Raw genomic sequence first — 6623 nt, forward strand, 5'->3', positions numbered from 1 at the left:
GCACGGCACCGCCATCGTCGTCCTCGCCGCCCTGAAGGGCGCGGCCCGCGTCCTCGAGCGGGACCTCTCCGGCCTGAAGGTCGTCATCTCCGGCGCCGGCGCCGCCGGCATCGCGTGCGCCAACATCCTGCTGGCCTGCGGGATCTCCGACGTCGTCGTGCTCGATTCGAAGGGCATCGTCTCGACCGACCGCACCGACCTCAACGAGTTCAAGGCCGACATGGCCGAGCGCAGCAATCCGCGCGGCCTCACCGGCGGTGCCGCCGAGGCTCTCAACGGTGCCGACGCCTTCTTGGGCGTGTCCGCGGGAACCATCCCCGAGGAGTACATCGCGTCGATGAACGACGATGCGATCGTTTTCGCGATGTCGAATCCGGATCCGGAGATCCACCCGGAGGTCGCGGCCAAGTACGCGGCAGTCGTGGCCACCGGGCGCAGCGATTTCCCGAACCAGATCAACAACGTCCTCGCGTTCCCGGGTGTCTTCGCCGGTGCACTCGACGCCGGCGCTCGCCGGATCACCGAGAACATGAAGATCGCTGCCGCCGAGGCCATCCTGTCGGTGGCCGCAGACAAGCTGAGCCGCGACTACATCGTGCCGAGCCCCCTCGACGACCGTGTGGCGCCCGCTGTCGCCGCCGCCGTGGCCGCGGCCGCCCGCGCCGACGGCGTCGCGTAGCCGCACTTTCGACGAGATCTCCCCGTCGCGCGACTCGTCGTCGCGGTGTGTTTCTCATCGTGTGGCGACGCTGCGCGGCAAGATGGGTGCCATGCGCATCCCCTAACCGTCGCCGGAGTCGTCTCGGCGCTCCTGATCCCGCTGGCCCCCCACGCGGCGGCGTCACCACTGCCCGTCATCAGCTATCCGCCCGAGGCCATCGCCAACGGCTTCAGCCAGCCGGCCACGGTGTCACCCGCCGGGTCCAACCGGTGGGGGTGCCGTAACAAAGACCGTCACCCGGTGATCCTGCTGCACGGCACGTCGATGAACCAGCTGGCCAACTTCCCGTACCTGGCGCCGGTACTCGCCGACGCCGGTTTTTGCGTCTTCAGCCTCACCTACGGACAGACGAGTTGGAGCGGCAATATCGGCGCTCTGGCCCGACGGGAGATCTCCGCCCGCGAGGTGGCCCGGTTCCTCGACCGAGTGGTCGCGGCGACTGGCGCGCAGAAGGTCGATTTCATCGGGCACTCGCAGGGCGGCTCCATCGCGCAGCTCACCTCCCAGCTGCGCACCAGCCAGGTCGGCACCATCGTCGGGCTCTCCGCACCGAGCCGGGGGCACTCCCTGGTCGGCAGCATCCAGGACCGCCTACCGGCCGCCCGCCAGCCGGGCGAGAACAGGTGGGGGCCGAGGCATCGGTCGATCCGCTACGTCAACCTGGCCACCCGCTACGACATGATCTCGACGCCCTACCAGGTAACGCTGATGCCCCCGGGGCCCAACATCACCAACATCGTGATCCAGGACGTGTGCCCGGCTTCGCGCGTCGGCCACACCGGGATGCCTTACTCGAGCACGGTCGCCGCGCTGGTGCGTAACGCGCTCGACCCGGCGCACCGGGTAGCAGTGCCGTGCGGTGGTCCCGAGTTCCCTCTGTAACCCGTTTTGGACCGGCCGCGCCGAGCCGATACACTCGTTCTCGCTGCCCAGCGCAGCACGCCGCCCTAGCTCAGTCGGTAGAGCAATTCACTCGTAATGAATAGGTCAGGGGTTCGATTCCCCTGGGCGGCTCCATGTGATGAGTCGCGACATGTGTCTCACATGAGTCGCGATGGATCGCGGCGCGCGAGCCGCGGTTTACCCGGCCTTGGCCAGCGCCTGCCCGATCTTGGCGACCATTGCGTCGACGGCGAACCTTGGCTTGACGTTGTAGTCGAGCACCTCACGGCACTCCAGGACCGCGTCCATGCATGCCAGCAGCTGCGCGCCGGAGGCGAATCCGGCGAGTTTGGCCACCATGTCCGACTGGTCGGGGTGCATCGCGGTCACCTGGGCGCCAGCAGAGGCGACGAGCGCGTCGCGGAACACCCCGGCCAAGTCCATCAGCGCCAAGTCGAGCACATCGCGCGCAGCGCGGGTGGCGCGCGACTTCTGCCGCTTCTCCAGTTCGTTGACCGCGCCCACGCTCCCTCGCGGCATCCGTGTGGCACCACGGCCGATCCCACCCGCCCCCAGCGCGGTCATCAGCTCCTCAACCTCGGCCTCGTTGCGCTCGTCGCTGATCGCCTTGGCCGCCGCATCGGCCGAACGCACGAGCTCTTCCGCAGCCGCGTACGCACGGGCCGGCATCGTCGCCGCCCGCGCCAGTCCGATCGCCGCGAGGCGCTGGTCGCGCGCGAGCGGATCAGTCGCCAACCGCTTGGCCCGCCCGATGTGCCCACCGCATACCGATGCCGCCCACGCGGCGTTGGCCGGGTCGATACCGTCGCGTTCGATCAAAATGCGTTCGATCTCGGCCGCCGGGGCAATGGTCAGCGCGACGTGACGACAGCGCGACTTCAACGTCACCGAGATGTCCTCGGGGTCGACAGAGGGCGCACACAGCAGGAACACCGTGCGCGAGGGCGGCTCCTCGACCGCCTTCAGCAGGGCATTACCCGCCTGCTCGGTGAGGCGGTCGGCATCTTCGACGACGACGATCTGCCATCGTCCGGTAGCCGGGCGCCGCGACGCGGTCCGCACCACGTCGCGCATGTCCGCCACCGACAGGCTCAAGCCCTGCGGGACAACGTGCCGAACGTCGGCATGCGTGCCGTTCATCACAGTCACGCAGGCGCGACATACGCCACACCCGAGATCGGCTTCGGAGTGGCATTGCAGCGCCGCGGCAAAGCACTTCGCCGCGATCGACCGACCCGATCCGGGTGGCCCGGTAAACAACCACGAGTGGGTCATCGACGCCCGTTGAGCCGCACTCTCATCGTCGTGACCTGCGGAATCGCCGAACATCGACACCGCCCCCGCCGCCTGTTCATCAAGACGTCGGGAAGCGATCAACGCTCCGCGCGCCGCCGCGCGAAGCTCGTCGACGACGCCGCTCTGGCCCACCAGCCGATCAAAGACCCCTGCCACGCGCCCCAGAATAGTGCGCCTCCGACACCACCGGCTCTCCTCGGGTGTTTAACAATTGCAAGCACGCCAGTAGCCTGGACAGCATGGTCGAGAAGCGCTCACGATGGTCGCGGGCCGTGCACAACGCCCGGTGGCTGGCGCGCACCCCGTGGCCGATCCTGGCGCTCGACCTCCTGCGCGCCAACATGATCGGCGCGATCTTCACCTTCGCCTTCCTGCGCTTCGGGATGAACAGCGACTACTCGGTCACCTTCGCCCAGGCGACCGTTCGCAACCAGATCGTGTTCGGCGTCTTCCTGGTCATCGCAACGGCCATAGGCGCGGCGTTGAGTATCAAGCTGTCCCTGCCGGTGCTGATCTGGCACCGGCGCCGCACGCGCCCGGACAACGGATTCGCCCGCCGACGGGCCCTCGCCCTCCCCTGGCTGCTGACCGGCGCCAACATGGTCCTCTGGTTGATCGGCGGCGCCCTGCTGACGGTGCTGATCAGTTTCGACTCGGCCAAGACGGCAGTGATGGTCGCCCTCGCCAGCGTCATCGGCGCCATGGTCACCGGCGCATTGGGCTTCATGCAGAGCGAGAAGGTGCTGCGCCCAATCACCGTCGCCGCCATGGCCAACGACCCCGATGTCGCCAATGCGCCGTCGGTCTCCACGCGCATCACGATGTTCTGGCTCATCACGGTCGCACTGCCGCAGCTGGTGATCATCGGCCTCGGACTCTCGGTCCCGCTCGGCTTCGCCCACCCGGACGCGGTGATCCGGCCGATCCTGTGGATGGCCGGCGCCGCCGTCGCATTCGGCGTACTCGCCGTCTACCGTCTGGTCAGCGCCATCAACGACCCCATCAAGCAGCTCCGAAACGCACAGAACCAGGTCCGCGACGGCAACCTCAACGCCTCGGTCCGCATCTACGACGGCAGCGATCTCGGCCTCCTGCAGGCCGGGTTCAACGAGATGGTCGCAGACCTGCGCGAACGGAACCAGCTGCGCAACCTGTTCGGCCGCTACGTCGGCGAGGACGTCGCCCGCCGCGCTATCGAGACCGGCACCGAGCTCGGCGGTGAGGACCGCTACGTCGGCGTCCTGTTCGTCGACATCGTCGGCTCGACGCGTCTGGCCGTCCATCACGCGCCGCGCGAGGTCGTCGAGATGCTCAACGAGTTCTTCCGCGTCGTCGTCGACGTCGTCGGCCGCCACGGCGGATTCGTCAACAAGTTCCAGGGCGACGCGGCGCTCGCCATCTTTGGCGCACCGCTGGAACTGGACAACTTCGCCGGGCGCGCACTGGCCGCCGCCCGCGAACTGCGCATCGAACTCGAATCTGCCCTGGGTGACACCGACTTCGGCATCGGTGTCTCGGCCGGCCGCGCCATCGCCGGCCACATCGGTTCCGAACAGCGATTGGAGTACACCGTCATCGGCGACCCGGTCAACGAAGCGGCGCGCCTGACCGACCTCGCGAAGGACGAGCCAACTCGCGTCCTCGGCTCGGCCCGTGCCGTCTTCCTCGGCGACGACGAGGAGGCCCACCACTGGGAGATCGGCGAGGGCGTCGAACTGCGCGGTCGCGGAATCGAAACCCTGTTGGCGCGTCCCCGTATCGAGCCGGTCGCCGACGCGCTGCCCGACCTCGACGAGGACGATCTCGACGAGCCCGCCGAAGCCGACGCCTAAGCCTTCTTCGCGGCTGCCTTCTTCGCGGCTGCCTTCTTGGCCGGTGCCTTCTTAGCCGGTGCTTTCTTGGCCGCGGCCTTCTTGGTGGTCTTCTTCGCGGCCTTCTTGGCCGGTCCGCGCGCACGGCGGTCGGCGAGCAGCTCCATCGCCCGCTCGGGGGTGATCGACGCGACGTCGTCACCCTTGCGCAGGCTGGCGTTGGTCTCGCCGTCGGTCACATACGGACCGAAGCGGCCGTCCTTGATGACCATCGGCTTCTCGCTGACCGAGTCCGGCCCCAGTTCGCGCAGCGGCGGCGCGGCAGCGGCCCGGCCGCGGCGCTTGGGCTCGGAGTAGATCCGCAACGCCTCGTCCAGCGTGATCTCGAAGAGCTGCTCCTCGGTGGCCAACGACCGTGAGTCCGCGCCCTTCTTCAGATACGGGCCGTACCGGCCGTTCTGCGCGGTGATCTCCTCGCCGTTGGCGGGGTCGACGCCGACGACGCGCGGCAGCGACAGCAGGCGCAGCGCGTCCTCCAGCGTCACCGTCCCGGTGTCCATCGACTTGAACAGCGAGCCGGTGCGCGGCTTGGGGCCGGCCTTCTTGGCGGCCTTCTTCGCGGTTTTCTTCGCCGGCTTCGTCGCGGTCTTGAGGGCCCCATCACCGTCGAGGGCGATCGGCGCCTCATCGGTCGGCAGCGCCGCGGCACCGTCGAGGGTCGTCGACAATTCGCCACCGTCGCGCGGCGTCGGGCCCGCGGGCACGGTCGGCACCGGCGCGTCGACGTCACCGTCTCCGTCGTCGTCAGCCTGCTCCGGCAGGATTTCGGTGACGTAGGGCCCGAAGCGGCCCTCCTTGACGACGATTTCGTTGCCGGTGAGCGGGTCGACGCCGAGGACGCGGCCTTCCTGCGGCGTGGCGAACAGCTTCTCGGCGACCTCGATGGTCAGCTCGTCGGGCGTCATGTCGGTGGGCAGGTTGGCACGCTGCAGCTCGGGCTCGGCAGCATCGGGCGCCGACACGGTCCGTTCCAGGTACGGCCCGAACCGGCCGACGCGGACGTAGACCGCACGGCCCTGCTCGTCGTCGAAGAGGTGGATCGAGTTGACCTCGCGCGCGTCGATCTCCTCGAGGTTCACACCCACGAGCTTCTTCAGGCCGCCAGCGTGTGCCACGTCGCGCTTGGCACTGCCACCGGCGGTTGCCTCGTCGCCGCCGAAGTAGAAGTCGCTCAACCACTGCGTGCGGTTGGCCTCGCCCGAGGCGATCAAGTCCAGATCGTCCTCAAGGGCAGCGGTGAAGTCGTAGTCGACGAGGCTCTCGAAGTAGGCCTCGAGCAGCCCGACGACCGCGAACGCCACCCACGACGGCACGAGGGCGCTGCCCTTTTTCACGACGTAGCCGCGGTCTTGGATGGTGCCGATGATCGACGCATACGTCGACGGGCGGCCGATCCCCAAGTCCTCGAGCACTTTGACCAGTGACGCCTCGGTGTAGCGCGCGGGCGGGTTGGTGGAGTGGCCGTCGGCGGACAGCTCCGCGGCGGTCAGCGACTGTCCCTGCGTCAGCGTCGGGAGACGGCGCTCCTCGTCGTCGGCCTGGCCACCGGCCTGCTCGTCGACGGTCTCCACGTAGGCCGAGAGGAAGCCGGGGAAGGTGATGGTGCGACCCGACGAGGCGAAGGCGACCTGCTCCCCGGAGGCGGCGGCGCCGGTAATCCGGACGCTCATCGTGGTGCCCTTGGCATCGGCCATCTGCGAGGCGACCGTGCGCTGCCAGATCAGCTCGTAGAGCTTGAACTCGTCGGTGTTGAGCGCCGACGCGACCTGGCCGGGGGTGCGGAAGCTGTCGCCGGCCGGGCGGATGGCCTCGTGCGCCTCCTGCGCGTTCTT

General features: G+C 68.7%; 5 protein-coding genes and 1 tRNA gene. 4 read left to right on the forward strand and 2 right to left on the reverse strand.

What is annotated here, in order from left to right:
* The 3 genes from B4L26_RS09215 to B4L26_RS09225 all read left to right on the forward strand — a co-directional run.
* Window positions 1-679, forward strand: a 679-nt coding sequence (locus B4L26_RS09215; RefSeq protein ID WP_290718239.1) for a malic enzyme-like NAD(P)-binding protein, incomplete at its 5' end; no start/stop codon positions are given.
* Window positions 680-724: 45 nt separating this feature from the next.
* A complete protein-coding gene (locus B4L26_RS09220; RefSeq protein WP_409563506.1) occupies window positions 725-1603 on the forward strand; it encodes an esterase/lipase family protein in 879 nt (292 codons plus the stop codon).
* A gap of 59 nt (window positions 1604-1662) precedes the next feature.
* Window positions 1663-1738 (forward strand) — tRNA-Thr (locus B4L26_RS09225).
* A 63-nt stretch (window positions 1739-1801) separates the two neighbouring features.
* Here the strand turns inward: B4L26_RS09225 and B4L26_RS09230 are convergent.
* Window positions 1802-3076 carry a DNA polymerase III subunit delta' gene (locus B4L26_RS09230; protein WP_290718241.1) on the reverse strand — a complete coding sequence of 425 codons (1275 nt, stop codon included), beginning with the start codon at window positions 3074-3076 and terminating at the stop codon, window positions 1802-1804.
* 83 nt (window positions 3077-3159) lie between these two features.
* On the opposite strand from B4L26_RS09230, the gene B4L26_RS09235 reads away from it, so the two are divergent.
* Window positions 3160-4752, forward strand: coding sequence for an adenylate/guanylate cyclase domain-containing protein (locus B4L26_RS09235; RefSeq protein WP_290718242.1), 1593 nt, complete (start codon window positions 3160-3162; stop codon window positions 4750-4752).
* Here B4L26_RS09235 and B4L26_RS09240 read toward each other — a convergent pair.
* Window positions 4749-6623, reverse strand: a 1875-nt coding sequence (locus B4L26_RS09240) for a topoisomerase C-terminal repeat-containing protein (RefSeq protein ID WP_290718244.1), incomplete at its 5' end; no start/stop codon positions are given. The two genes, B4L26_RS09235 and B4L26_RS09240, sit on opposite strands and share 4 nt — an antisense overlap.

It is taken from the genome of Gordonia sp. UBA7599 (assembly GCA_002477755.1).
In the GTDB taxonomy this organism is placed as follows: Bacteria; Actinomycetota; Actinomycetes; order Mycobacteriales; family Mycobacteriaceae; genus Gordonia.